This window comes from Microbacterium sp. SD291, assembly GCF_017355365.1.
In the GTDB taxonomy this organism is placed as follows: Bacteria; Actinomycetota; Actinomycetes; order Actinomycetales; family Microbacteriaceae; genus Microbacterium.
Window position 1 is genome coordinate 82,059 of sequence record NZ_JADIJR010000006.1, and the last position, 21,567, is coordinate 103,625.

At 69.8% G+C, this 21,567-nt stretch carries 23 protein-coding genes and 1 tRNA gene; 11 read left to right on the forward strand and 13 right to left on the reverse strand.

Going from position 1 to position 21,567, the window contains the following annotated elements:
* Positions 1–22: 22 nt before the first annotated feature.
* The 3 genes from cysS to IPV10_RS05310 are packed head-to-tail and all read left to right on the forward strand — an operon-like array spanning position 23 to position 3,088.
* Positions 23–1,432: a cysteine--tRNA ligase gene (gene cysS / locus IPV10_RS05300; RefSeq protein ID WP_207481175.1), complete on the forward strand. Its 1,410-nt coding sequence runs from the start codon at positions 23–25 to the stop codon at positions 1,430–1,432.
* Positions 1,425–2,432: a 23S rRNA (guanosine(2251)-2'-O)-methyltransferase RlmB gene (gene rlmB, locus IPV10_RS05305; protein WP_207481177.1), complete on the forward strand. Its 1,008-nt coding sequence runs from the start codon at positions 1,425–1,427 to the stop codon at positions 2,430–2,432. The genes cysS and rlmB overlap by 8 nt, the downstream gene beginning before the upstream one ends.
* Before the next feature lie 14 nt (positions 2,433–2,446).
* Positions 2,447–3,088 (forward strand): NAD(P)-dependent oxidoreductase, encoded by a 642-nt coding sequence (locus IPV10_RS05310; RefSeq protein ID WP_207481179.1) that lies wholly within the window; start codon positions 2,447–2,449, stop codon positions 3,086–3,088.
* A gap of 79 nt (positions 3,089–3,167) precedes the next feature.
* On the opposite strand, the gene IPV10_RS05315 is transcribed toward IPV10_RS05310, so the two are convergent.
* Complete coding sequence (locus IPV10_RS05315) at positions 3,168–4,475, reverse strand: DUF4032 domain-containing protein (protein ID WP_207481181.1); 1,308 nt, start codon at positions 4,473–4,475, stop codon at positions 3,168–3,170.
* 83 nt (positions 4,476–4,558) lie between these two features.
* Positions 4,559–5,662 carry an ABC transporter ATP-binding protein gene (locus tag IPV10_RS05320; RefSeq protein WP_207481190.1) on the reverse strand — a complete coding sequence of 368 codons (1,104 nt, stop codon included), beginning with the start codon at positions 5,660–5,662 and terminating at the stop codon, positions 4,559–4,561.
* Between the two features lie 207 nt (positions 5,663–5,869).
* On the opposite strand from IPV10_RS05320, the gene IPV10_RS05325 reads away from it, so the two are divergent.
* Positions 5,870–6,838 carry a thioredoxin domain-containing protein gene (locus IPV10_RS05325; RefSeq protein ID WP_307861064.1) on the forward strand — a complete coding sequence of 323 codons (969 nt, stop codon included), beginning with the start codon at positions 5,870–5,872 and terminating at the stop codon, positions 6,836–6,838.
* Between the two features lie 41 nt (positions 6,839–6,879).
* A tRNA-Thr gene (locus IPV10_RS05330) sits at positions 6,880–6,952 on the forward strand.
* 1 nt (position 6,953) lies between these two features.
* On the opposite strand, the gene IPV10_RS05335 is transcribed toward IPV10_RS05330, so the two are convergent.
* The 5 genes from IPV10_RS05335 to IPV10_RS05355 form a co-directional block, all read right to left on the reverse strand.
* Positions 6,954–7,625: a response regulator transcription factor gene (locus IPV10_RS05335; RefSeq protein ID WP_207481192.1), complete on the reverse strand. Its 672-nt coding sequence runs from the start codon at positions 7,623–7,625 to the stop codon at positions 6,954–6,956.
* Positions 7,622–8,407: a histidine kinase gene (locus IPV10_RS16935; protein ID WP_307861065.1), complete on the reverse strand. Its 786-nt coding sequence runs from the start codon at positions 8,405–8,407 to the stop codon at positions 7,622–7,624. Before IPV10_RS16935 ends, IPV10_RS05335 begins: the two co-directional genes overlap by 4 nt.
* A 494-nt stretch (positions 8,408–8,901) precedes the next feature.
* Positions 8,902–9,711, reverse strand: coding sequence for an ABC transporter permease (locus IPV10_RS05345; protein WP_207481194.1), 810 nt, complete (start codon positions 9,709–9,711; stop codon positions 8,902–8,904).
* Positions 9,708–10,619 carry an ABC transporter ATP-binding protein gene (locus tag IPV10_RS05350; RefSeq protein ID WP_207481196.1) on the reverse strand — a complete coding sequence of 304 codons (912 nt, stop codon included), beginning with the start codon at positions 10,617–10,619 and terminating at the stop codon, positions 9,708–9,710. The genes IPV10_RS05345 and IPV10_RS05350 overlap by 4 nt, the downstream gene beginning before the upstream one ends.
* 89 nt (positions 10,620–10,708) lie before the next feature.
* The gene (locus IPV10_RS05355; protein WP_207481198.1) at positions 10,709–11,335 is read right to left on the reverse strand and encodes an SOS response-associated peptidase family protein; all 627 of its coding nucleotides are present in this window, start codon (positions 11,333–11,335) and stop codon (positions 10,709–10,711) included.
* A gap of 67 nt (positions 11,336–11,402) precedes the next feature.
* Between IPV10_RS05355 and IPV10_RS05360 the strand changes: the two genes are divergently transcribed.
* A complete protein-coding gene (locus IPV10_RS05360) occupies positions 11,403–12,347 on the forward strand; it encodes a DMT family transporter (protein WP_307861066.1) in 945 nt (314 codons plus the stop codon).
* Positions 12,348–12,350: 3 nt separating this feature from the next.
* On the opposite strand, the gene IPV10_RS05365 is transcribed toward IPV10_RS05360, so the two are convergent.
* Positions 12,351–12,893: a nitroreductase family protein gene (locus tag IPV10_RS05365; RefSeq protein WP_207481200.1), complete on the reverse strand. Its 543-nt coding sequence runs from the start codon at positions 12,891–12,893 to the stop codon at positions 12,351–12,353.
* The gene (gene msrB, locus IPV10_RS05370; protein WP_207481202.1) at positions 12,890–13,294 is read right to left on the reverse strand and encodes a peptide-methionine (R)-S-oxide reductase MsrB; all 405 of its coding nucleotides are present in this window, start codon (positions 13,292–13,294) and stop codon (positions 12,890–12,892) included. The genes IPV10_RS05365 and msrB overlap by 4 nt, the downstream gene beginning before the upstream one ends.
* Before the next feature lie 55 nt (positions 13,295–13,349).
* Between msrB and IPV10_RS05375 the strand changes: the two genes are divergently transcribed.
* The 4 genes from IPV10_RS05375 to groL all read left to right on the forward strand — a co-directional run bounded on the left by IPV10_RS05375 (position 13,350) and on the right by groL (position 17,000).
* Positions 13,350–14,342, forward strand: coding sequence for a DUF2332 domain-containing protein (locus IPV10_RS05375; RefSeq protein ID WP_207481204.1), 993 nt, complete (start codon positions 13,350–13,352; stop codon positions 14,340–14,342).
* 9 nt (positions 14,343–14,351) lie between these two features.
* Complete coding sequence (locus IPV10_RS05380; RefSeq protein WP_207481206.1) at positions 14,352–14,609, forward strand: DUF3263 domain-containing protein; 258 nt, start codon at positions 14,352–14,354, stop codon at positions 14,607–14,609.
* A 71-nt stretch (positions 14,610–14,680) separates the two neighbouring features.
* Entirely contained in the window at positions 14,681–15,259 is a 579-nt protein-coding gene (locus tag IPV10_RS05385; RefSeq protein WP_307861067.1) for a LytR C-terminal domain-containing protein, read from the forward strand.
* 121 nt (positions 15,260–15,380) lie between these two features.
* The gene (gene groL, locus IPV10_RS05390) at positions 15,381–17,000 is read left to right on the forward strand and encodes a chaperonin GroEL (protein WP_207481207.1); all 1,620 of its coding nucleotides are present in this window, start codon (positions 15,381–15,383) and stop codon (positions 16,998–17,000) included.
* Positions 17,001–17,081: 81 nt separating this feature from the next.
* Here groL and IPV10_RS05395 read toward each other — a convergent pair whose 3' ends face one another.
* The 4 genes from IPV10_RS05395 to IPV10_RS05410 all read right to left on the reverse strand — a co-directional run bounded on the left by IPV10_RS05395 (position 17,082) and on the right by IPV10_RS05410 (position 20,533).
* Complete coding sequence (locus tag IPV10_RS05395) at positions 17,082–17,369, reverse strand: WXG100 family type VII secretion target (RefSeq protein WP_207481209.1); 288 nt, start codon at positions 17,367–17,369, stop codon at positions 17,082–17,084.
* Positions 17,370–17,494: 125 nt separating this feature from the next.
* A complete protein-coding gene (locus tag IPV10_RS05400; RefSeq protein ID WP_207481211.1) occupies positions 17,495–19,195 on the reverse strand; it encodes a cell wall metabolism sensor histidine kinase WalK in 1,701 nt (566 codons plus the stop codon).
* A gap of 57 nt (positions 19,196–19,252) precedes the next feature.
* Complete coding sequence (locus IPV10_RS05405) at positions 19,253–19,939, reverse strand: response regulator transcription factor (RefSeq protein WP_207481212.1); 687 nt, start codon at positions 19,937–19,939, stop codon at positions 19,253–19,255.
* 57 nt (positions 19,940–19,996) lie between these two features.
* Complete coding sequence (locus tag IPV10_RS05410; protein WP_207481213.1) at positions 19,997–20,533, reverse strand: TetR/AcrR family transcriptional regulator; 537 nt, start codon at positions 20,531–20,533, stop codon at positions 19,997–19,999.
* 108 nt (positions 20,534–20,641) lie between these two features.
* Here IPV10_RS05410 and IPV10_RS05415 point away from each other — a divergent pair, with 108 nt between their 5' ends.
* Positions 20,642–21,553 (forward strand): alpha/beta fold hydrolase, encoded by a 912-nt coding sequence (locus IPV10_RS05415; protein ID WP_207481214.1) that lies wholly within the window; start codon positions 20,642–20,644, stop codon positions 21,551–21,553.
* The last annotated feature ends 14 nt before the right edge of the window (positions 21,554–21,567 follow it).

Consider the following 21,567-nt stretch of genomic DNA (forward strand, 5'->3'; position numbering starts at 1 on the left):
CGTCCCCGAGTAGTCTTGAGCGGTGACACTCCGCCTGTATGACACCCGCGCACAGCAGCTGCGCGACTTCGTGCCTCTCGACCCCGAGAACATCACGATGTACGTGTGCGGACCCACCGTCCAGTCCGGCCCCCACATCGGGCATGTCCGGGCCGCTCTCAGCTTCGACCTGCTCCGCCGCTGGCTGGCGCACCGCTACGGCCGCGTGACCTTCGTGCGCAACGTCACCGACATCGACGACAAGGTGCTCGCGAACGCGACCGCCACCCAGCCGTGGTGGGCGCTCGCCTACCGGATGGAGCAGGAGTTCACCGCCGCATATGCCGGCGCCGGCATCCTTCCTCCGACGTATGAGCCGCGGGCCACGGCATCCGTGCCGCAGATGCAGGAGATCATCGCCGTCCTCATCGAGCGCGGCCATGCCTACCCCGCGCCGGACGGATCCGGTGACGTGTACTTCGACGTGCGCTCGTGGTCGTCGTACGGCGAGCTCACCAACCAGTCGATCGACGCCATGGAGGCGGCCGAGGACGCGGATCCGCGTGGAAAGCGCAACCCGCAGGACTTCGCGCTCTGGAAGGGCGCCAAGGCCGGCGAGCCGGCGGATGCCACCTGGATGTCGCCCTGGGGCGCCGGTCGTCCGGGCTGGCACATCGAGTGCTCCGCCATGGCGAAACGCTACCTCGGCTCCGAGTTCGACATCCACGGCGGCGGTCTCGACCTGCGGTTCCCGCACCACGAGAACGAGCTCGCGCAGTCGACCGCCGCGGGCGACGGATTCGCGCGCTACTGGGTGCACAACGGCCTGGTCACCGTCGGCAGTCAGAAGATGTCGAAGTCGCTCGGCAACTTCACCCTCGCGGCCGACGTCCTCGCCGCGCACGACCCGCTGGTCGTCCGCTACGCGCTCGCAGCCGCGCACTACCGCTCGAGCCTCGACCTCACCGACTCCTCCTGGGCCGAGGCGGAGGCGGCGCTCGGGCGCATCCGCACGTTCCTCGAGCGCGGTCAGCGCCTGGCGAACCCGGGAATGGCGCAGTGGAAAGAGGGCCTGCCGACCGAGTTCTTCGAGGCCATGGACGACGACCTCGCCGTTCCCCGCGCGCTCGCGGCGATCCACAGCAGCATCCGCTCCGGCAACGCCCTCCTCGATGCGGGCACGCACGATGAAGCGAAGCAGGACGTGATGGACGTCATCCAGATGACGAGCATCCTCGGCATCTACCCGCACGCGCCCGAATGGCGCACGACTGACACGGGCGCGACGGCATCCGCCCTCGACGCCCTCGTGCAGACGATGATCACCCAGCGCGCACAGGCGCGCGCCGACAAGGACTGGGCGGCGGCCGACCGCATCCGCGATGCGATCGCCGCCGCAGGAATCACGCTGGAGGACTCTCCAGCCGGAACTCATTGGAGTATCGATGGCTAAGCCAGGCAACCCCTCAGCGGGCAAGGGCAAGAAGAAGGGGCCCAGCAAGGGCACCGGCGGACTCGGACGCAAGGCGCTCGAGGGGCGCGGACCGACCCCGAAGGCGGAGGACCGTGCCTGGCACCCGGCCGGCAAGCGCAAGGCCGCGGCCGAGCGCTATGCGGCGTCCGGTGGCAAGGGCAGGCCCGGACAGCGCCAGTCGTCCGGCGGCAACCCGAACCGCTCGGCACGCGTGAAGGACAACACCACCGAGACCGAGGTCGTGACCGGCCGCAACTCGGTGCTCGAGGCGCTCCGCGCGAAGATCCCGGCGTCGGCGTTCTACATCGCCCAGCGCGTCGAGATGGACGACCGCACGAAGGAGATGCTGTCTATCGCGACGCACCGCGGCATCCCGGTGCTCGAGGTCACGCGACAGGAGCTCGACCGGATGGCGGGCTTCGACGGGGTGCATCAGGGCGTCGCGATCAAGGTGCCGCCGTACGAGTACGCACACCCGCAGGACCTCCTCGAGCAGGTCATCGACCGTGGCCAGGTGCCGCTGTTCGTCGCGCTCGACGGCATCACCGACCCGCGCAACCTGGGCGCGATCATCCGCTCCGCCGCCGCGTTCGGCGGTCACGGACTGATCCTGCCGCAGCGCCGCTCGGCCGGCGTGAACTCCGCGGCGTGGAAGACGAGCGCCGGCGCCGCCGCGCGCATGCCCGTCGCCCTCGCCACGAACCTCACCACGCAGCTCAAGGAGTTCAAGAAGCAGGGCGTCTTCGTGCTCGGCCTGGACGGCGACGGCGACGTCGCGCTGCCGGACCTGCAGCTCGCCGACCGTCCTGTCGTCATCGTCGTCGGCTCCGAGGGCAAGGGGCTCTCTCGGCTCGTCGCGGAGACGTGCGATCAGATCGTCTCGATCCCGATCTCGGCGGCCACCGAGTCGCTGAACGCCGGCATCGCGACGTCCGTCGCGCTCTACCAGGTCTCCACCATCCGCAACGCCCAGAAGTAGGAAGAGGATCCCTCATGGCCCGCATCGTCGTCCTCGGAGGAACCGGATACGCCGGTCGTCACATCGTCTCCGAGGCGGTGAGCCGCGGGCATGACGTCGTCGCCGTCTCGCGCTCCGCTCCTGCGGACCCGGTCGACGGTGCCGCCTACGTGCAGGGGTCGGCGCTCGACGTCGACTCCCTCGCCGGCGCGGTCGACGGCGCGGACGCCGTGGTCTTCGCGCTCTCGCCTCGGGGCGACATGGCGGATGCGCAGATCGACGCGCTCCGCGGGGTCGCGGCGCACCTCACCGGGACGGCCACCCGCCTCGGCGTCATCGGCGGCGCGATGGGCAGCCTGTCGGCACCCGGCGGGCCCCGCCTGTGGGACCTCGGGGTCCCCGAGGAGTACCGGCACGAGGCGCAGGTCGGCATGGACACGCTGGAGCTCCTGCAGCAGGCGGATGCCGGCCTCGACTGGTTCCTCGTGCACCCGCCGCAGGAGTTCGGCTCCTGGGTGGAGGGCGAGCGCACCGGCAGCTACCGCGACGGCGGCGACGTCGTCGTGCGCGACGAGAGCGGCAAGTCGTACATCTCGGGCGCCGACTTCGCCGTGGCGTTCGTCGACGAGATCGAGCAGGGCAACCACCGTCGCGAGCGGTTCACCGTCGGCTACTGACCTGGTTCGGCCCGCGAGACTTCACGAATGTCACGTTTCCGCCCGGATTTCGTGACATTCGTGAAGTCTCGCGAGCTGGTCAGACCAGGTCGCGCCAGTCGATGTTCTCGCTCTCGTCGTCGGCGATCGGCATCACGCCGGTGATCACGGGCAGGCTCATCGTCTCGGTGGGCGGGCCCATGATCGTGGCCTCGTCGCGCCGGTGGCGCAGAACCTCGTTGATGTAGCTGGTGAGCACTTCGGCGAGCGGCACCGAGCGCCCTTCCGCCTGCGACAGGTACCACCGGTGCTCGAGCACCTGATGGAAGACCTCGGCCGGCTCGAGCTTGGCGCGCAGCTCGTAGGGGATCGCGCGCACGACCGGCTCGAACACCCTGGTCAGCCACTCGTGGGCGTACATCTCCTCGTCGGCCCACTGCTTCGTCGAGCGCGCACGGAACTCGTCGAGGTCGTTCAGCAGCCGCCTCGCCTGGTTCTCCTCGACGTCGAGGCCGGTGAGGCGGATGAGGCGGCGCTGGTGGTGGCCCGCATCGACGACCTTGGGCTGGATCTCCACGACTGTGCCGTCGGATGTCGTCGACATCGACATCTCGTCGATGTCGAAGCCGAGCGCGTTCAGGCGCTCGACGCGCTCGGTGATGCGCCACGTCTCGGCGGCGGAGAAGGACTCCTGCGCCGTGAGCTCGGCCCACAGCGACCGGTACGACGAGACGATGCCGTCGGCGATGGCGATGGCGTCGACCCCGCGCTCCAGGCGCCCGCCCGCCGCGAGATCCATGATCTCGCCGGCGATGTTCGTGCGCGCGAGGTCGAGGTCGTAGCCGCGCTGGCCGCGTGTCAGGCCCTCCTCGTGCAGCTCGCCGGTCTCGGCATCCACCAGGTAGGCCGCGAACGCGCCGGCATCGCGGCGGAAGAGCGTGTTGGAGAGCGACACGTCGCCCCAGTAGAAGCCGACGTTGTGCAGGCGCACGAGCAGGAGGGCGAGGGCGTCGACGAGTCGTGTCGCGGTGTCGGGACGGAGCACACGGGTGAACAGCGCGCGGTAGGGCATCGAGAATCGCAGATGCGCGGTCACGAGAGCGGCAGGAAGCTGCTCTCCGTCGGCATCCGCTCGTCCTGCGATCACGGCGACGCGGTCGACGCACGGGACATCGAGCCGGGCGAGGTTGCCGAGCATGTCGTATTCCCGCTGCGCCATCTCGGCCGTGGTCTCCTTGACAGCGACCACCCGGCCGGAGAGGTCGGCGAAGCGCACCAGGTGACGGGAGAGGCCCTTCGGCAGCGACACGATGTGCTCTGACGGCCATTTCGCCAGTGTCGTCGACCAGGGGAGCGTGAGCAGTCCGGGGTCGACCTTGCTGGCGGTGATCCGCAGTGCATCCTGCATGGTGCTCCAGTGGTGAGGGGGTCGGGAAAGCAGAAGCGGCGCGGGTGACCGAAGTCAGCCCGCGCCGCGTCTGGTGGATCCGATCAGGCGGAGACGACCGGCTTGTCGTTCAGGCGCTCGCCCGACTCGATGTCGAACGCGTGCACGTGGCCCGCGTTCGCGGCGAGGGTGACGGTCTCGCCCGCGTTCGGGTGGTTGCGGCCGTCGACGCGCGCGACCAGGTCGGCGCGCTTGCCGTTGATCTCGGTGTGGCCGTACAGGTAGCCGTCGGCGCCGAGCTCCTCGACCAGGTCGACGACGACCGAGAGGCCCTTGCCGTCGGCGGGGCCGACGGTGATGTCCTCAGGGCGCACGCCCACGGTGACCTGCGAGCCGTGTGCACGGCCGACGGTGTCGCGGTCGAGCGGGACGATCTCGGTGCCGAACTTCACGCCGCCCTCTGCGAGGTCGGCCGAGAACAGGTTCATGGCCGGGGAGCCGATGAAGCCTGCGACGAAGACGTTGTTCGGCTTCTCGTACAGGTCGCGCGGCGAGCCGACCTGCTGGAGCAGGCCGTCCTTGAGGACGGCGATGCGGTCACCCATGGTGAGCGCCTCGGTCTGGTCGTGCGTGACGTAGACGGTGGTGACGCCGAGACGACGCTGCAGCGACGCGATCTGCGTACGGGTCTGGACGCGGAGCTTGGCGTCGAGGTTCGACAGCGGCTCGTCCATGAGGAACACCTGCGGCTGACGGACGATCGCACGGCCCATGGCGACACGCTGACGCTGACCGCCCGAGAGCGCCTTCGGCTTGCGGGTCAGGTACTCCTCGAGGTCGAGGAGCTTGGCGGCCTCGAGCACGCGGGTCGCGCGCTCTTCCTTGCCGACGCCGGCGATCTTGAGCGCGAAGCCCATGTTCTCGGCGACTGTCATGTGCGGGTACAGCGCGTAGTTCTGGAAGACCATCGCGATGTCGCGGTCCTTCGGCGGCACGTCGGTGACGTCGCGGTCGCCGATGAGGATGCGGCCGGCGTTGACCTCTTCGAGTCCGGCGAGCATGCGGAGGGAGGTCGACTTGCCGCAGCCGGAGGGACCGACCAGGACGAGGAACTCGCCGTCAGCGACCTCGAGGTTGAGCTTGTCGACGGCCGGGCGGGTTCCGCCGGGGTAGAGGCGGGTGGCCTCGTCGAAAGTCACAGATGCCATTGCTTTTCTCCTTCACCGGCAGGTACGTGCCGGACGATCCGTAGTGATAGAGCGGCGGAGCGATCCACCGTGACCCGCCATCGGGTCGGGTTCAGTATGACAGAAACACCGGCACCTGGGTATTTCTCAGCCTGGCTGGTTAACATCGAAGTCGGCCGCGTATCGCGGCGATCGTCGCCAGGCGGCGGTCGGGGCCACCCTGCCCCCGTGAGACTGTCAAGAGGAACGATGTCGAGCGACGAGACGCCGAACGTCCCCACCACTCGCAATTCGCGCGAGGCCGTGCGGGAGAAGGCACAGCAGGTGCACGCCCAGCAGTCCAGGGCCCGCCTGATGCGACGGATCATCATCGGCGCGGTCGCCGTCGTCGCCATCGGCGCCATCGGCACTGCCGTGACCATGGCTGTGTCCGCGCAGGTGTCGAAGCCGCAGCTCACGCCGGGCGGCATGGACGAGGACGGCATCCGGATCACCGACATCAGCGCCGTCGCCTCCTCGGAGGAGACCCTCGAGACGCCGGCACCGACTCCGTCCGAGGCCGGATCGTCCGAGACGCCTACCCCGGAGCCGACCGCGACCGGGAGCAGCGTCGACATCCACGTGTACGTCGATTACCTGTCGCCCGACGCCGGCGAGTTCGAGCGCGCGAACGCGCGCCTGCTCGCGAACTGGATCACGGAGGGTGCGGCGACCGTGACCTATCACCCGGTCGCGCTGCTCACCGCGAGCTCGAACGGCACCAAGTACTCCCTGCGCGCGGCGGCGGCCGCCGCCTGTGTGGCGACCCACTCGCCCGAGCAGTTCTACGCCTTCAACCACGATCTGCTCGACGACCAGCCCGAGGTGAACACTGACGGGTTCTCCGATGTGGAGCTGGCCGACATCGCCGGCGCCGTCGGCGTCGACCACGTGAAGAGCGTCCGCTCCTGCATCGAGGATCAGGACTTCCTGAACTGGGCGAAGGATGCCACCTCGCGCGCCCTCGAGGGGCCGCTCGTGGGATCCGAGGACCTCGTGCTCACCTCTGCGCCGATGATCGTCATCAACGGCGTGGCGTACGTCGGCGCCCTGGACGACCCGGCCGAGCTCTCGCAGTTCGTGTTCACGGTCGCCAACGACGCGTACTACGCCGAGGAGACGCAGACTCCGACTCCGACTCCGACCCCCGCGCCGTAGGTTCGGACTCCGTCGCCACCATCGCTAAGCTGGTGGCATCCGCCGACTTGGCGCAATTGGTAGCGCACCATACTTGTAATATGGGGGTTACGGGTTCGAGTCCCGTAGTCGGCTCTCAGACCAGCGGATCTCCGGCGACACCCAGTCGGTGGGCCAGGATCACGGCGTGGATCCGGTCCCGCACATCGAGCTTGGCGAGCACCCGGCCCACGTGGGTCTTCACGGTGGACTCGCTGACGTAGAGCGATTCGCCGATCTCGATGTTGGACATCCCCCGGGCCATGGCGAGGAAGACGTCGCGCTCCCGTTCGGTGAGCGCGGCGAGCCGCCCGCCCTCGTCGGCCGCCGGCGTGCCGAGCCGAGGGGACACGTGCTGCAGCAGCGTGCGGGTCACCCGCGGTGACAGCACGGCATCCCCTCGATGCACCGCGCGCAGGGCCGCGAGCATCTCCTGGCGATGCGCGTCCTTGAGCAGGAAGCCGCTCGCGCCGGCGCGGATCGCGCCGAAGGCGTACTCGTCCAGGTCGAACGTCGTCAGCACCAGCACCCTCGTCTGCGGATGCCGCTGCACGATCGACTGCGTCGCCGCGATGCCGTCGAGCCCGGGCATCCGGATGTCCATGAGCACGACGTCGGGGCTGCAGCGTGCAGTCTCTTCGATCGCGGCCCGGCCGCCGGAGGCCTCGCCGACCACCTCGATGTCCTCCTCCGCCTCGAGCACCATGCGGAAGCCGACGCGGATCAGCTCCTGATCGTCGACGAGGAGAACCCCGATCTTCCCGGTCACCTCTGCATCCCCTCCGGTGCGGCCGGAAGCTCCGCGCGCACCCTCCAGTATCCGCTTCCGGCGGGCCCGTACTCGATTCCGCCGCCGGCGTGCGCGGCTCGCTCGGCGAGCCCGCGCAATCCGAACCCCGATGTGCCCGACAGCGCTGCGGCGCCGTCGTTGACGATCTCGAGCGCGACGGTCGCCGGCGTGAAGGCGACGTGCACCGAGACCGAGGTCGCGTTCGGCGCATGGCGCATCGCGTTCGTGACGGATTCCTGCACGATCCTCGAGATCGCGTGAACGGTGGCCGAGGGCAGCTCAGGGGCGGCGCCCGAGAGAGTCAGCGACACCGGGTAGCCGGCGCGCTGCGCGTTCTCGACGGTCTCCTGCGGCGAGGGCGCGGTCACCGCCGTGAGCGGGGCGTCCGCGTCGTCGTCGCGCAGCACGCCCAGCATCGCACGCATCTCGGAGAGGGCGGACCTGCCGGTGGCCGCTGCGGCTGCGGATGCGGCGCGGGCACGCTTCGCGTCGGGCGTCGCCGCGGCGCCCTCGGACAGCGCGACGATCACCGTCAGCGAGTGCGAGACGATGTCGTGCATCTCGCGTGCGATGCGCGCACGTTCGGCGGCCGCGGCGAGCTGCGAGTGCTGGTCGCGCTCGACGAGCAGCTGACGCGAGCGGTCGATCACGGCGGCGAGATAGCGCTTGCGGTTGCCGACGTTCGTGCCGAGCAGCGTGCCGATCAGCCCGAGGACGGTCGTGCTGAGGGCGGCGTCGATGCCGCCCTGGAGGGAGCGCACCGGTCTGCATGAGCACGAGGGCGAGACCGAGCACCGAGACCGCGCCGATCGCGTAGCCCGTCCAGGCGGCCCTGGAGGATCCGTACACGGCGAGCGAATAGCAGCTGACGAGGATCAGCACCATCCCGGGCATCCCCAGGGAGACGAACAGGACCTCAGCGGCGAAGGCCGCGATGAAAGGGACGACGGGAGCCCGGCGGCGGAGCATGGTGGCGGCGCACGCCAACACCACGAGCACCGGAGCGCCTATCGCGAGCACGAGGCCGAACGGCGCCGGCAGTTCGGGGTCGGGCGCCCTGCCGATGAGGGAGACGGCCAGGCAGGTGAGAGCGATGGCCAGGTCGGCGATGACGGGATGCCGTGCCCAGAACCGCCGGAGCACGCCCGGCGCACGCGGCAGCCGCAGCTCCTCGTCCTCTCGGATCGAGCCGCTGCGGCCGCCGACGGCCATCACGAGGCCGACTCCACCGGGCCCGCCGGCCACCGGGTGATCCTCACGCGTCGCGAGTGCGCAGCACGGCCCAGGCGGCGAGCATCCCGCCGAGCACCCATCCGGCGAGGGTCAGGTACGCGATCGGCCCGTCGAGCGTCGCGCCCTCCGGGACGATCGCGCTCTGCGCGGCGGCCACGGGAAGGTACGCGGCGGCATCCAGCACCCACTTCCATCCCTCGCCGGCGAAGGCGAAGAAGTTCGCCACGATCGGCAGCACGAACAGCACGCCCACAGTGGCGGCGATGGCGCCGGCGCCGGACCGCAGCACGAAGCCGAATGCGACGCCGATGAGCGCGAACACGGCCATCGCGAGCGACGAGACGAGGATCGGCAGCAGCGACGCAGACGGCTCGGACCAGTCGATGCTCTGATCGCGGGGAGCCACGATCGCCGAGACCGCGACGGCCGCGGCCGAGAAGATGACCAGTGACGACACGAAGAGGGTCAGCGCCACGACCACCGCCTTCGCAGCCAGCACGGAACCGCGTCTGGGGTCGGCGGCGAGAGTGGAGCGGATCATGCCGGTGGAGTACTCGCCGGTGACCGAGATCGCGCCGAGGATGCCCGCGAGGAGCATCGTGAACTGGATCGGCATCACGACGGCCTGGATCGGGTCGAATCCCGGCATGTCGACGGCCTGTGCGATGAGCGCGGCGATGCCGACGGTCATCAGCGCCGTGATGCCGATCGACCACCAGGTCGAACGCAGGGTGGCGAGCTTGATCCACTCGCCGCGCACGGCGCGCGCGAACGTCAGCCGGCGGCCGGTGTCGACATGCTGAGGCGTGAGTGCGGGGGCCTGGACGGTCATGAGATCTCCTTGGTCCGGTACTCCACGGAGTCGCCGGTGAGCGCGAGGTAGGCGTCTTCGAGCGATCCGGTCGTGGGGGTCAGCTCGTGCAGGGGGATTCCGTGCGAGGCGGCGAGGTCGCCGATGCGGGAAGCCGGCAGGCCCACGATGTCGAGGAGGTCGGGGGCTGCGCTCACGATCTCGACCGACGGCCCGCCGACGGCGGCGGCGAGATCGGCGGGTCGCGGCGTGCGCACGCGCACCGTGTTGGTCGTCCACGCGCGCACCAGCTGCTCGAGCGGGGCATCGGCCAGCACCTGCCCGCGGCCCATGACGATCACGTGATCCGCTGTCTGCGCCATCTCGCTCATGAGGTGGCTGGAGAGCAGGACGGTGCGCCCTTCGGACGCCGCGTGACGCACGAACTGCCGCACCCAGCGCACGCCCTCGGGGTCGAGCCCGTTCACCGGCTCGTCGAGGATCAGCGTGTGCGGGTCGCCCAGGAGCGCCGAGGCGATGCCGAGGCGCTGGCCCATGCCGAGCGAGAACTTGCCCGCGCGCTTGCGGGCTACGGATCCGATGCCGGCCAGGTCGATGACCTCGTCGACGCGTGAGGAGGCGATGCCGTGGGTCGCGGCCATCGCCCTCAGGTGATCGCGAGCGCTCCGGCCCGAGTGCACGGCCTTGGCATCCAGCAGCACGCCCACCTCGGTGAGCGGTGCCCGGAGCTTCCGGTATTCGCGTCCGGCGACGCTCACGCTGCCCGATGTCGGCCGGTCGAGCCCGACGATCATCCGCATGGTCGTGGACTTGCCCGCGCCGTTGGGTCCGAGGAACCCGGTGACGGCGCCGGGCTTCACCGTGAAGGACACGTCCTGCACGGCCGTCTTGTCTCCGAACCTCTTCGTGAGGCCTTCTGCTGTGATCATGGGAACCACGCTACGAGCCGATCGGCGTCCGCCGCGTCCTCCTCAAGTACCGTCCTCGACCCCCGGGGTCCTCCTACGGACGGACCCGCTCAGCGCTTCGGCCGGGCGTGCACCCTCTCGGCCAGCTCGTCGGACGCCACGATCGCCTGGTCGATCACGTCTCGTTCGGGCGCTGCGGTCAGCCAGTCGTGGCTGAAGGAGGCGGGGATCAGCAGCGGCATCCGATCGTGCAGCTTCACCAGGTGCGAGGGCGCCGGACGCATCACGATGGAGTAGCACGTGTACCACTCGCCGTCCGGCGTGCGGCCGCGCTGAGTGACGGCGGCCATCCCGAACAGGGTGCCGTCGCCGATCAGGAACTCGTTCCACCTGCGCTCCGGCTTCTGCATCTCGTACCAGCTCGTCGCGGGGACGATCGCGCGGCCCTTCAGCCCGCCAGGACGATCCTGCAGCCGCTCGGAGCGGGTGTTGATCGAGGGGAACTTCGACGGCTCGCCGTTGATGAGGAATCCCCACCACCCGGGCTCCAGCACCGGTGACGACTCGGGTCGGACCACGATCGGGTTGAGGTTGCGCATGTTCCGCCCGGTCGGACGGAGAGTCTCGCCGGCGTTCTCCGCCGCCCAGGTGCGAAGGCCCTCCAGCACCGCCTCGTCGGCGGCCGCTAGGAGCTCCGAGTCGGTGAACCGGGGATCCAGACCATAGCTCGCGCACATGCCGCCAGCGTAGTCCCGGCCGCCGACACGGCATCGGCCAGCCCGCGCCCTCGGGTAGGGTCGACTGGTGAACTCGCCCCGCCGGATCCCCGCCCCCGTCGCGCTGGGAGGGGCGGTCGCGATCGGCGTCATGACGGCTGTCCAGGCCAGGGTGAACGGCGTGCTCGGAGTGAAGGTCGACAACGGCATCGTCGCCGGCTTCATCTCGTTCGTGGTGGGACTCCTCGTGCTGATCGTGGTGATCCCGTGCATCCCCTCGGCCCGCCGAGGTGTCGCGCGCCTGTGGACCGGCATCCGCACGAGACGCGTCCCTTTCTGGATGCTCCTCGGCGGCGCCTGCGGGGCTCTCACGGTCTCCACCCAGGGGATCACCGCCGGCGTCCTCGGCGTCTCGCTCTTCACGGTCGGCGTCGTGGCGGGGCAGACCCTGCACGGACTCGTCCTCGACCGCATCGGCTTCGGCCCCGCGGGCGTCGTCGCCGTCACGACCGGGCGCGTGCTCGGCGGACTCCTCGCGCTCGCCGCCGTGGGCATCTCGCTCTCCGGCGACGTGCTCGACACGGTGCCGCTGTGGATGCTGCTGCTGCCGTTCGCGACCGGCGTCGGCATCGCCTGGCAGGCCGCGGCCAATGGCAGACTCGCGCAGCGCGTGCAGTCGCCGATCGCCGCCACGCTGATGAGCTTCGTCGCCGGGACGGTCGCACTGACGCTCGCCGCAGGCATCAGCATCGCGGTCCGCGGCATGCCCGACCCGCCGCCTGCGGAGCCGTGGCTGTACGTCGGCGGCTTCCTCGGCTTCGCCTACATCCTGCTCGGCGCCTTCATCGTCGCCCACACCGGCGTCCTGCTGATGGGGCTAGGGTCGGTGCTCGGCCAGCTCGCGGCATCCGTCGTGATCGATCTGATCTGGCCGGCTGCGGCGGGGCCGGCGCTGTGGCAGCTCCTCGCCATGGTGGTCGTCGCGGTGGCATCCGTGGCTGTCGCCGTGCCCTGGCGACGCCGGACGCGCTGACCGCTACTTCTTCTTCGGCATCCGGGTGACGAGCCTGCGCGCATCGACGGGCTTACGGCGTCCCGGCTTCTTCCCCGCGGGCTTCCCCCCGACGTACAGCCAGCCGAGCAGCTCCTCGTTCTTGCCGATGCCGTGCGCCTTCGCGACGGCCTTCGATCGCGTGTAGTGCCCCGTGCGCCAGATCACGCCCCACCCCGCCTCGTCCAGCAGCAGGCTGAGCACGTGCGCGACTCCGGAGGCCACGGCCTCCTGCTCCCAGCGCGGCACCTTGTCGCTCTTGCGATAGCTGGCGACGACGGCGATGAGCAGCGGAGCGCGCAGCGGCTTCGTCGAGGGGGACTTGTCGCCCTCGGCCTTCGCGATCGCAGCGCCGAGCACCTCGCGGTCGGCGCCCCGCATCTCGATCAGGCGCCACGGCTGCAGCGACGAGTGATCGGCGACGCGCCCCGCGGCGGCCACCAGGTGCAGAAGCTCCTCCCTGGCCGGGGCCTCGTCCGTCACCTTCGACCAGGACTGCCGCGCGCGGACGGCTTCGAGCGCGTTCACGAGGCGTCCGGCGTGAAGTTCAGGGCGACCGAGTTCATGCAGTACCGGTCGCCGGTGGGCGTGCCGAAGCCGTCGGGGAACACATGCCCGAGGTGCGAGCCGCAGTTCGCGCACCGCACCTCCGTCCGCACCATGCCGAGCGTCGTGTCGTCGATCAGCTCGACCGCGTCGGGGCGGACCGATTCGTAGAAGCTCGGCCACCCGCAGCCCGAATCGAACTTCGTGCCGCTCTTGAAGAGCTCGGCATCGCACGCGCCGCACGTGTACAGGCCCGAGCGCTTCTCGTCGAGGAGCTCGCCGGTCCAGGCGCGCTCGGTCGCGGCCTGCCGCAGCACTGCGTACTGCTCCTCGCCGAGCTCGCCGCGCCACTCTTCTTCGCTCTTGTCCACTTTGTAGGCCATGGCTCCATTCTCTCGCGTCGCGCGACTGCTCGGGCGCCCACGACAGAATGGAAGGATGACGGATGCCGTGCAGCAGCGCTACGCCCGCTTCGCCAGGGAGGAGGCGCCCGGCCGGAGCGACCTGTACGCCGAGTGGGCCGCCGGTGTCGCAGCGGACGGCGCGCTCCAGGACGTGCTCGCGCGGATCCCGGAGAACCGGCGTCAGCCGCCGCTGGTGTTCGCGGTGACCAGGATGCTGGGTGCGGAGCTCACCGGCTACCCGCAGTGGCGCTCGTTCGTGCTGGCGCACGCCGACGAGGTGGTCGCCGAGAGCGCGCGGCGGAGGCTGCAGACCAACGAGCCGCTCCGCCTCGCGCCGCTGCTGCCGGTGCTGGCGGAGATCGACGGGCCCATCGCCCTGCTCGAGGTCGGGGCATCCGCGGGGCTCTGCCTCTACCCCGATCGCTATTCGTACCGCTACGTCGACGGCTCGGGGGCGGAGCGCACCTCGCTGGACCCGTCCGCCGGCCCGTCGACGGTGACATTGGTCAGCCGGGTCGACGGACCGCTGCCCCCACTGCGGATGCCGGAGGTGGTCTGGCGTGCGGGCATCGACCTCGCACCGCTCGATGCCGCAGACGAACGCGACCGTCGCTGGCTGCAGGGCCTCATCTGGCCGGGGGAGGAGGGGCGCCAGGAGCGCGTCGCCGCGGCGCTCGACATCGCGGCATCCGATCCGCCGCTGCTGGTGGAAGGAGACGCTCGCGAGCATCTGGGCGCTCTCGCCGCGCTCGCGCCGGCCGGCGCGACGCTCGTGGTGACCACGCCAGGCGTCCTCGTGCACATTCCCCGTCAGGAGCGCCTCGCGCTCGTCGACGCGATCGGCGAGTCGCACGCACGATGGATCACGATCGACCCGCCCGCGCTGCTCGACGGGTGGAAGCCGCCGGTGGACGCCGCGACCTGGCCGGGATTCGTGGTCGCGCTGGACGGCGCGGTGCGCGCCGCCGCCGACCCGCTCGGCCGCTGGTGGGAGTGGCGCGCGACCGAAGGGTCGCTCACCGCTTAGCCTGAAACCATGCTGGGAGAGCTCACCGAGCGCGATCGCGCCATCCTCGCGCTGGAGACCGCCTGGCCGCGGCACAGCGGGGCGAAGGAGGAGGTCATCCGCGCGCAGCTGGGAATGAGCGCGGCACGGTACTACCAGCTCCTCGGCCGGCTGATCGACTCGGACATCGCACTCGAGTACGACCCGATGCTCGTGGGCCGGCTCCGGCGCATCAGGGATTCGAGGGCGATGAGGCGCGCGGCGCGCACCCCAGGGTTCGTCGGCTGACGCGGAACTCATGCGGCCGACAGGCACTGTCGCCGCACGGATCCACAGGCGGGTGCCACTAGCATCGAGGGGTGTCCAAGCCGATCCGTGACCGATTCGACGACGTCCCCCGCTCCGCAGGACGCGTGGGTGCGCACCGCGCCGAGGCGCCGCGGATGAACGGCTGGGTCGTCCTGCTGTGGTCGTTCGTCGCAGCGCTCGTGCTCATCATCGGCGGCATCTTCGGCTCGCTCGTCGTGATGGAGCGGATCACGCTCTTCCCCGAGGCGGCGCCCACCGCCGTCCCCACCCCTGTGGAGACCGGCGTCGTGGACATGAGCTACTCCGTGATGATCCTCAACGCGACACCCGACGAGGGCCTCGACGATCAGTTCCGGGAGGAGCTGATCGCCCAGGGCTGGGCGGCGGACATCGTGTACGCGAGCGACAGCAGCAGCCAGGACTTCGCCACGACGACCGTGTTCTACGTCGCCGACGACGACGAGCTCGCGGCCATCGGGCTCGCGGGGCTCCTCGACGGTGCGAAGGTCGAGCAGAGCGACGCCTATGCCGACCTGAACAACACGGAGGGCAAGCAGCTCACCGTCGTGATCGGCCTCGACCGCTCCGAAGCCGGTGCGCCGGCGCCCGAGGACACCCCCGCACCCTGACTGCGGCGCGCGCACTCCCCGCGGCTTGCACTCGAAGGGGTCGAGTGCCAGAATGGCGTTAGCACTCTCTCAGTCTGAGTGCTAAACCCAACGTCTACGTCCAGGAGGGACGACAAAACTCATGGCAAAGATCATCGCTTTCGATGAGGAGGCCCGCCGCGGCCTCGAGCGTGGCCTCAACATCCTCGCCGACGCCGTCAAGGTGACGCTCGGCCCGCGCGGTCGCAACGTCGTGCTCGAGAAGAAGTGGGGCGCCCCCACGATCACGAACGACGGCGTGTCCATCGCCAAGGAGATCGAGCTGGACGACCCGTACGAGAAGATCGGCGCGGAGCTCGTCAAGGAGGTCGCCAAGAAGACCGACGACGTCGCCGGTGACGGAACCACCACCGCCACGGTCCTCGCACAGGCTCTGGTCCGCGAGGGCCTGCGCAACGTCGCAGCCGGCGCCGACCCGATCTCGCTCAAGCGCGGCATCGAGAAGGCCGTCGCCGCGATCACCGAGGAGCTCCTCGCCAGCGCGAAGGAGATCGACTCCAAGGAGCAGATCGCCGCGACCGCTTCCATCTCCGCTGCCGACCCCGCGATCGGCGAGCTCATCGCCGAGGCGATCGACAAGGTCGGCAAGGAGGGTGTCGTCACCGTCGAGGAGTCGCAGACCTTCGGCACCGAGCTCGAGCTCACCGAGGGCATGCGCTTCGACAAGGGCTACCTGAACCCGTACTTCGTGACGGACCCTGAGCGCCAGGAGGCCGTCTTCGAAGACGCCTACATCCTCATCGCGAACCAGAAGGTCTCCAACATCAAGGACCTCCTGCCCATCGTCGACAAGGTGATCCAGGACGGCAAGGAGCTCGTCATCATCGCCGAGGACGTCGAGGGCGAGGCTCTCGCGACGCTCGTGCTGAACAAGCTCAAGGGCATCTTCAAGTCGGTCGCCGTCAAGGCTCCCGGCTTCGGCGACCGCCGCAAGGCGCAGCTGCAGGACATCGCGATCCTCACCGGCGGACAGGTCATCACCGAAGAGGTCGGCCTCAAGCTGGAGAACGCCACGCTCGACCTGCTCGGCCGTGCACGCAAGGTCATCGTCACCAAGGACGAGACCACGATCGTCGAGGGTGCGGGCGAGGCCGACCAGATCGAGGGTCGCGTCACGCAGATCCGTCGCGAGATCGAGAACACCGACAGCGACTACGACCGCGAGAAGCTCCAGGAGCGCCTCGCCAAGCTCGCAGGTGGCGTCGCCGTCATCAAGGCGGGTGCGGCCACCGAGGTCGAGCTCAAGGAGCGCAAGCACCGCATCGAGGACGCCGTCCGCAACGCGAAGGCAGCCGTCGAGGAGGGCATCGTCCCCGGTGGTGGCGTCGCGCTGATCCAGGCGGGCACGAAGGCGCTCGACGCTCTCGAGCTCACGGGTGACGAGGCGACCGGTGCGAGCATCGTCCGCGTCGCCATCGAGGCTCCGCTGAAGCAGATCGCCCTGAACGCCGGTCTCGAGCCGGGTGTCGTCGCGAACAAGGTCTCCGAGCTTCCCTCGGGTTACGGCCTGAACGCGGCCACGGGCGAGTACGTCGACATGTTCGCCGCCGGCATCATCGACCCGGCCAAGGTCACGCGCTCCGCTCTGCAGAACGCCGCATCGATCGCCGGTCTGTTCCTGACGACCGAGGTCGTCGTCGCAGACAAGCCCGAGAAGGCGTCCGCTCCCATGGGCGACCCGTCGGGTGGCATGGACTTCTGAGTCCAGCCCGACTGACAGAGAAGCCCCGGCCTCACGGCCGGGGCTTCTCTGCGTCCCGGGGGGCGGCGGAACGCTCGGGTGTCAGCGGAACAGGCTCGCCGAGTACTGGTCGGCGTCGGCGTACTGCGTCGCCGCAGAGCCGAGGGCGGTGCCGATCGACTCGAGCACCTGCTCGACGTGCAGCTGTGCGCCGCGCCACTGCTCGGCGCACCCCTGGAACGCGTTGGACGCGGTGCCGACCCAGGACGACTGCAGCTGAGACAGCTGAGCCATCAGGGTCGTCGACTCGCTCTGCAAGCGCTCCATGGTGGCGCGGGCGGAACCGTGCGCCGCGTGGACGGCCTCGGTGTCGACGGTGAAGACGGACATTGGGAACTCCTCTCGATGGGGTTCCGACGCTATGCGCGGCCGCGCCGCGGCATCCGTCCGGTCCGCAGAGATGCTCGCCCCCCGTGCGGAACGCGCTCAGTCCGTGCGCGGTGCAGGGGGAGTGGTCACAGCTCCAGCGGGTCGAGCGGCTGCGTGTCCCCGAGCAGGTGCGCCGGAGTCGCCCGCGATGGCGCCAGCGGCAGGGTCACCGTGAAGGTCGCACCGCCGCCTGGGGTCTCCGAGACCGCGACGGTGCCGTGCAGCGCCTTCACGATGGAGGCGACGATCGCGAGGCCGAGGCCGGAGCCTCCGGTCTCCCGTGCGCGTGAGGTGTCCGCACGCCAGAACCGCTCGAAGATCTGCTCGCGAATCTGCGAAGGGATGCCCTCGCCGTGGTCGACGACCGCGATGCTCGCGGTGCCGCGAATCCGGTCGGCATCCACGACGATCTCGATCGGGCTCTCCTCCGGAGAGAACCGGCGGGCGTTTCCGAGCAGGTTCGTGACGACCTGGCGGACCTTGTTCTCCTCCCCGAGAACGATCGGAGGGGTGCGCACGGGGATGTCCGTCGCCTCGGTGAAGTCGATCGCAGGCACCTGCTCCACCGCCGTGCGCGGTCGGCGGCGAAGACGGGCCAGGGTCGCCCTGGACAGACCGCGCCCGGTCGGCGCCTGCGGGGCCACGACGGGCGTGCTGCGTGTCGTCACGTCGATCAGCGGAGCATCCGCGGTCCTGTCGATGACGGTCACGGTGCGGGCCGGCGCCGCCGCTCGCACGTCCAGTGCCGCGTCCCGCGCGATGGGCCGGAGGTCCAGCGCCTCGATCTGCGGCTCGCGCTCCTCGTCGAGACGCGCGAGGGCGAGGAGGTCCTCGACGAGCACGCCCATCCGGATCGCCTCCTTCTCGATGCGCTCCATCGCCCTCGCGGTGTCCTCCTCGCCCTTGATGGCGCCCATGCGGTACAGCTCGGCATAGCCGCGCACGCTCACCAGCGGAGTGCGCAGCTCGTGGCTGGCGTCTCCGATGAAGCGGCGCATGTGCTGCACGGTGCGGTCGCGCTGAGCGAGCGAGTGGTCCACCCGGTCGAGCATGGTGTTGATCGCGGAGTTCAGGCGACCGACCTCCGTGCTGGGCTCGAGGTCGGTGAGGCGCTGGCTGAAGTTGCCCTTGGCGATGGCCATCGCGGTGGACTCCACCTGGCCGAGCCGTCGGAAGGTGAGGGTCACCAGCCCCCTGGTGAGCAGCGCGGCGATCACGATCGTGATCAGCGCGATCGTGATGTAGATCCCGAAGTACTGGCCGATGATCCGGTCGGCGGCGGCGAGGGGCAGTGCCACCAGCTGGATGCGCACGGCGCCGCCGTCTCTCGGAACGACCGCGACGGCCGCGCTGAAGTGGGCGCCCTCCGAGTTCTCGAGGGGGAGGACCGCATCCTCGTTGGCGTTCGCCTCCTGCAGGGAGTACTCCGACGGGAACAGCTGCGAGGCGCTGCCGGCGATGCCGCCGGCTGTGGCGCCGAGGGTGCCCTCGCCGTCGTGCACGTCGTAGATCGCGAAGTAGAAGTCGCGGGGGGAGTCGGTCTGCGTGTAGACGGTCTCCCCGCCCGACGTCGACACCTCGAAGTACCTGTCGGCGAGGTCGGTGGACACCAGCGCGGGCAGCTGCGCGTTGATGTTCTCCACCAGCGAGTTCCGCAGGATCGGCACGGTGCCCAGACCCGCGATCAGCAGGCCGAGCGCGAGCACCGCCACGGTGACGCCCGTGACCTTCGCACGCAGGCTGATCCCGCGCCACCAGCCTGTGACCGCGTCAGGCTTGTGCGCCATGCGGTCCTCCTCTGCCGGCGATCACGGATGCGGGTCCGCGGTGGACGCGGCCTGCGCCTACTTGCCGACCTTCAGCATGTAGCCGAAGCCGCGCTTGGTCTGGATCAGCGACTCCTCGGTGTGCGGGTCGATCTTGCGGCGGAGGTACGAGATGTAGCTCTCCACGATGCCGGCGTCGCCGTTGAAGTCGTACTCCCAGACGTGGTCGAGGATCTGCGCCTTCGACAGCACCCGGTTCGGGTTCAGCATGAGGTAGCGCAGCAGCTTGAACTCGGTCGGGCTGAGCTCGATCGACTCGCTGCCCACCTGGACGTCGTGCGTGTCCTGGTCCATCGAGAGCTCGCCGGCCCTGATGATCGACTCCTCGTCGGCCTGCATGGTGCGGCGCAGGATGGCCTGCGCGCGCGCGACGATCTCGTCGAGGCTGAAGGGCTTCGTGACGTAGTCGTCGCCACCTGCGTTGAGCCCCTCGATCTTGTCCTCTGTGCCGTCCTTCGCCGTCAGGAAAAGGATCGGCGCGGTGAACCCGGCGCCGCGCAGGCGCTTGGTCACGCTGAACCCGTTCATGTCAGGCAGCATGACGTCGAGGATGATGAGGTCCGGCTCCTCCTCGAGGACTGCGGAGATCGTGGCGGCGCCGTTGGCGACCGTCTTCACCTGGAATCCGGCGAAGCTGAGACCCGTGGAGAGCAGGTCGCGGATGTTCGGCTCGTCGTCGACGACCAGGATGCGCGCAGCAGTCATGACCCCATTATGGTGACTTCGGTGATGCGAAGGCTGATTATCGGCCGGAGCGGCGATTCAGGAGGCCAGAGCGGCGTCGATCGCCCGCGCGACGACGGAGTCGATCGGCGCGCCGGGGTCGACGGTGAGCCGGTGCAGCAGCAGCCCGTCTCCGGTGGCCATCAGGAACGTCGCGTTGTGCGCGGCATCCTCGCCACCCAGGCGGGACAGGATGCCGCGCACCCACGCCTCCATGCCGATGCGCTGCTCCCGCAGCGGGCGGACGGCGTCGTCATCCGCCTCCAGGAACAGCGCGTACCGCGCCCTGGTCCGCGCCGCCAGCGGCCCCGACTGCAGCTCGATCATGTGGGTGAGGGCGCCGACGAAGTCGTCCCGCGTGCCGATCTCGGGGATGCCCGCGTCGCCGATCTCCTGCCGCGCGATCCACTCGGCGACCCCGGCCACGAGCGCAGCCCTGGTGCGGAAATGGTTCGACGTGGATCCGGGCGGCAGGTCGGCCGCGGCATCCACTCTTCCGTGCGTCAGGGCACGGATCCCCTCTGTGCCGACGAGGGTCATGGCGGCGTCCAGGGCGCGCCGACGGGTCTTGCTCATCCCTCCAGCCTAGGTAACTATGTTTCTAGTGACAATCCACTATGAAAATAGTAATCTGCGATGAGGGCCGATTCGACCCGGAGAATGCACCGACTGGGAGGTTTCGTCATGGACACGCCGGCATCCGCGCAGGAATCCGTCGCACACGAATGGTCGCCCCCGCTCCCCGAGGCCGACGGCTTCGAGCACGCGATGGTCGACGCACCGGGACTGCGCACGCATGTCGCGTCGATCGGGGAGGGCGACCCCGTCGTGATGCTGCACTGCTTCCCGGGGAACTGGTGGCAGTGGCGCGCCATCGCGCCGGCGATCGCAGCCAGGGGCTATCGGGTGATCTGCCCGGACCTGCGCGGCTCGGGCTGGACGGAGGCGGCGGACCCGCGGTTCGGCCCGGACTCGCAGCGCGACGACGTCATCGCCCTGCTCGACGTTCTCGGGATCGGGCGGGCGCATTTCGTCTGCCACGACATGGGCGCGATCTCGGGGATGCAGATCTCCTATCTGCAGCCGGAGCGGGTGCGCACGATCGTCCAGCTCGCGGTGCCGCCCGGCTTCATGGAGTTCACTCCGAAGGTGATGCCCGCGTTCGCGCACATGCCGAAGCTGCTCATGCATCGCCCTGGCCGGTCGCTGCGCTACCTGTTCAGCCCTCGCTACATGTCGAAGCGGATGCCGGCGGAGACCGTGGAGGCGTACCTGCGCCCGCACCAGCGCCCCGAGGTCGAACAGGCAGTGCGGGCGCTGTACCGGGGCCTGGTGATCCCCGTCTCGTTCCGGCTGATGAGCGGGGTCTACAAGAGGATGCGGCTGCATCCGCCCACCCTCGTCGTCTTCGGCCGCGACGACGGGCCGTTCGCGGAGTCGACCGCCCGCCACATCTCCCGCAAGCACGCCGAACACGCCGACCGCTTCGAGCTCGCGTTCGTCGACGATGCGGCGCACTTCATCACCGACGATGCGCCCGACGACGTGATCCGCCTCGTGCTCGACTGGTTCCGGCGCGAGGGCGGCGAGGCGTGATCGGGCCGCCAGGC

What these genes read in the sequence shown, in the direction of transcription:
- IPV10_RS05355 (WP_207481198.1), bottom strand. Translation starts at nt 11,335, where the DNA reads ATGTGCGCGAGCTATGGTCTGGATCCCCGGTTCACCGACTCGGAGCTC.
- IPV10_RS05320 (WP_207481190.1), bottom strand. Translation starts at nt 5,662, where the DNA reads ATGGCATCTGTGACTTTCGACGAGGCCACCCGCCTCTACCCCGGCGGA.
- IPV10_RS05395 (WP_207481209.1), bottom strand. Translation starts at nt 17,369, where the DNA reads ATGTCCGTCTTCACCGTCGACACCGAGGCCGTCCACGCGGCGCACGGT.
- groL (WP_207481207.1), top strand. Translation starts at nt 15,381, where the DNA reads ATGGCAAAGATCATCGCTTTCGATGAGGAGGCCCGCCGCGGCCTCGAG.
- IPV10_RS05310 (WP_207481179.1), top strand. Translation starts at nt 2,447, where the DNA reads ATGGCCCGCATCGTCGTCCTCGGAGGAACCGGATACGCCGGTCGTCAC.
- IPV10_RS05345 (WP_207481194.1), bottom strand. Translation starts at nt 9,711, where the DNA reads ATGACCGTCCAGGCCCCCGCACTCACGCCTCAGCATGTCGACACCGGC.
- IPV10_RS05315 (WP_207481181.1), bottom strand. Translation starts at nt 4,475, where the DNA reads ATGCAGGATGCACTGCGGATCACCGCCAGCAAGGTCGACCCCGGACTG.
- rlmB (WP_207481177.1), top strand. Translation starts at nt 1,425, where the DNA reads ATGGCTAAGCCAGGCAACCCCTCAGCGGGCAAGGGCAAGAAGAAGGGG.
- IPV10_RS05380 (WP_207481206.1), top strand. Translation starts at nt 14,352, where the DNA reads ATGCTGGGAGAGCTCACCGAGCGCGATCGCGCCATCCTCGCGCTGGAG.
- IPV10_RS05410 (WP_207481213.1), bottom strand. Translation starts at nt 20,533, where the DNA reads ATGAGCAAGACCCGTCGGCGCGCCCTGGACGCCGCCATGACCCTCGTC.
- IPV10_RS05415 (WP_207481214.1), top strand. Translation starts at nt 20,642, where the DNA reads ATGGACACGCCGGCATCCGCGCAGGAATCCGTCGCACACGAATGGTCG.
- IPV10_RS05350 (WP_207481196.1), bottom strand. Translation starts at nt 10,619, where the DNA reads ATGATCACAGCAGAAGGCCTCACGAAGAGGTTCGGAGACAAGACGGCC.
- IPV10_RS05375 (WP_207481204.1), top strand. Translation starts at nt 13,350, where the DNA reads ATGACGGATGCCGTGCAGCAGCGCTACGCCCGCTTCGCCAGGGAGGAG.
- IPV10_RS05400 (WP_207481211.1), bottom strand. Translation starts at nt 19,195, where the DNA reads ATGGCGCACAAGCCTGACGCGGTCACAGGCTGGTGGCGCGGGATCAGC.
- msrB (WP_207481202.1), bottom strand. Translation starts at nt 13,294, where the DNA reads ATGGCCTACAAAGTGGACAAGAGCGAAGAAGAGTGGCGCGGCGAGCTC.
- IPV10_RS05405 (WP_207481212.1), bottom strand. Translation starts at nt 19,939, where the DNA reads ATGACTGCTGCGCGCATCCTGGTCGTCGACGACGAGCCGAACATCCGC.